This window comes from Kitasatospora sp. MBT66, assembly GCF_000710405.2.
GTDB classification, from domain to species: domain Bacteria; phylum Actinomycetota; class Actinomycetes; order Streptomycetales; family Streptomycetaceae; genus Kitasatospora; species Kitasatospora purpeofusca.
In genome coordinates this window covers 499349-501761 of sequence record NZ_JAIY01000006.1, presented here as the reverse complement: position 1 = coordinate 501761, position 2413 = coordinate 499349, and the positions used below count along the sequence as shown (strand labels likewise).

The 2413-nt window shown below is 71.7% G+C and carries 3 protein-coding genes; 1 reads left to right on the top strand and 2 read right to left on the bottom strand.

Annotated elements, in window-relative coordinates; all coding sequences use genetic code 11:
• The first annotated feature begins 272 nt into the window (after positions 1 to 272).
• Complete coding sequence (gene glnII, locus BI06_RS14745) at positions 273 to 1295, top strand: glutamine synthetase GlnII (RefSeq protein ID WP_030394903.1); 1023 nt, start codon at positions 273 to 275, stop codon at positions 1293 to 1295.
• Between the two features lie 105 nt (positions 1296 to 1400).
• On the opposite strand, the gene BI06_RS14740 is transcribed toward glnII, so the two are convergent.
• Together BI06_RS14740 and BI06_RS14735 are read right to left on the bottom strand one after the other, a co-directional pair.
• Positions 1401 to 1832 (bottom strand): GNAT family N-acetyltransferase, encoded by a 432-nt coding sequence (locus BI06_RS14740; RefSeq protein ID WP_030394902.1) that lies wholly within the window; start codon positions 1830 to 1832, stop codon positions 1401 to 1403.
• 81 nt (positions 1833 to 1913) lie between these two features.
• On the bottom strand, positions 1914 to 2413 hold a 500-nt coding region (locus tag BI06_RS14735; protein WP_043468520.1), incomplete at its 5' end, for a DUF4232 domain-containing protein.

Genomic DNA, 2413 nt, shown 5'->3' with positions numbered 1-2413 from the left:
GCTCGCCGCCGGTGCGGCGGCCCTGGTGGCCGGCGGCGCCGCCGCCCTCTGGGGCACCCGCCGCCGCCGCGCGGTCGCGGCCCACGCCCGCCGCCACTGACAACCCCTGCGTCTCTTCATGTGCGGGAGTGCCACCTGCGGCACTCCCGCACTGTGACCGTGCCAATGCGGACGGTTGGTTCACATGCGCGTTACATGAGAGGAACAACCGGGAAACGGCGCCTTGCAACGCTACGCGGGCACCCACCACCCAGTTTGCGAGGTACACCGCCGTGGCAATCAAGGCCGAGTACATCTGGATCGACGGCACCAAGCCGACCGCCAAGCTCCGCTCCAAGACTCGTGTCCTGCCGAACGCGGACAAGATCCCCACCTGGGGCTTCGACGGTTCCTCGACCAACCAGGCCGAGGGTCACGCCTCGGACCGCGTGCTCGAGCCGGTCCGGGTCGTCAAGGACCCGATCCGCGGCGGCGACAACATCCTCGTCCTCTGCGAGGTCAACGAGACCGACGGCACCCCGCACGAGTCCAACACCCGTGCCCTGCTGCGCGGTGTCGCCGAGCAGTTCGCGGACCAGGAGTCGATCTTCGGCATCGAGCAGGAGTACACCTTCTTCAAGGGCTCCCGCCCGCTCGGCTTCCCCGAGGGCGGCTTCCCGGCCCCGCAGGGCGGCTACTACTGCGGTGTCGGCGCCGAGGAGGTCTTCGGCCGCGAGATCGTCGAGCTGCACCTGGACCGCTGCATCGACGCCGGCCTCGCCATCTGCGGCATCAACGCCGAGGTCATGCCCGGCCAGTGGGAGTTCCAGATCGGCCCGGTCGACGCCCTGACCGTCTCCGACGACATGTGGATCGCCCGCTACCTGCTCTACCGCACCGCCGAGGAGTTCGGCATCGACGCCACCCTCGACGCGAAGCCGGCCCGCGGCGACTGGAACGGTGCGGGCGCGCACACCAACTTCTCCACCCGGGCGATGCGCGAGGGCTACGACGCGATCATCACCGCCTGCGAGTCGCTCGGCGCCTCCCAGGAGCTGGTCCTCGAGCACGTCACCCAGTACGGCGCCGACATCGAGTCCCGCCTGACCGGCAAGCACGAGACCGCCCCGTGGAACGTCTACTCCTACGGTGTCTCGGACCGCGGCGCCTCGGTCCGCATCCCGTGGCAGGTCGAGGTCGAGCAGAAGGGTTACATCGAGGACCGTCGTCCGAACGCGAACGTCGACCCCTACGTCGTCACCCGCCTGCTGATCAACACCTGCTGCGCCGCCCTGGAGAAGGCCGGCCAGGTCTGATCCACGGCGATCCGCCGGCAGTAACGTTCACGCCCGCAGGGCCTCCCCGTCGCACGGGGAGGCCCTGCGGGCGTTTCCGGTGTGCTGTTCCACCGCACACGGGCGTCACTGCCGGCCGAGGATCATCCACTTCTCCGGCTTCTCCATCGGCTCGAAGCCGACCTTGGCGTAGACGGGGTGGGCGTCGGCGGTGGCCAGCAGCAGGCGGCGCAGGCCGTACGGGGCGAGGTGGTCGCGGACGGCGGCGGCGAGGGCGGTGCCGAGGCCCCGGCCGCGGGCGGCCGGGGCGATGTAGACGTCGCAGAGCCAGGCGAAGGTGGCGCGGTCGGTGACCACCCGGGCGTAGCCGAGCTGGGTGCCGGAAGCGCGCTCGTAGACGCCGAAGTTGAGCGAGCCGGCGATGGCGAGGTCCTGCTTCTCGCGGCTGCGGCCGAGTGCCCAGTAGGCGTCCTCGGACAGCCACCGGTGGATCAGTGCGGCGTCGAGGCGCGCGGGGTCGGTGGAGATCTCGTAGCCGTCCGGCAGTTCCGTGGTCATGGCCGGATCCAAGCAGAGGGGCGGCCGCCGGACCAGCGATTACCGGTCCGGCGGCCGCCCGGTGCCCTCGGGCCGGGCGGGTCAGTGGACGGGCACGGCCTCCGCGGGCTTGCTGTGCCAGTTGGTGACGATCGGCTTGTCCACGTTGGTCGGGCCGATCGGCAGGCTGACCGGGTCGGGGTCCGGGTCGTTGACGCCGACGATGACGTCGCTGAACTGGATCGCCTGGTTGTCCTTGGTGGTCTTGGTCATGACGCCCGCGTAGGCGGCCTCCGACCCGCTGAGCCTGATCGGCTGGGCGGCGGCCTGCTCGGCCTTGGCGGCCTCGATGCCGCCCGAGCCGAAGGCGATCACGGGGCGGCGGGCGGCCAGGGTGCAGGTGACGCCGGGCTTGGCCTTGACGGTGATCAGGATGTAGCCGCCCGCCTGGGACTCGGCCTTGGCGGTGAGGACGACGTCCTTGGTGGCGCAGGTGCCGGCGGCCTGGGCGGGGGCGGACGCGGAGGGCTTCCCGGTGGCGGGCGCGGTGGTGGGCGCGCCGGCGGGGGCGGAGGCCGGGGCGGTCGTGGCGGCCGGGGCCG

Coding starts and splice junctions, on each gene's coding strand:
- BI06_RS14740 (WP_030394902.1), bottom strand. CDS start 1,832: ATGACCACGGAACTGCCGGACGGCTACGAGATCTCCACCGACCCCGCG.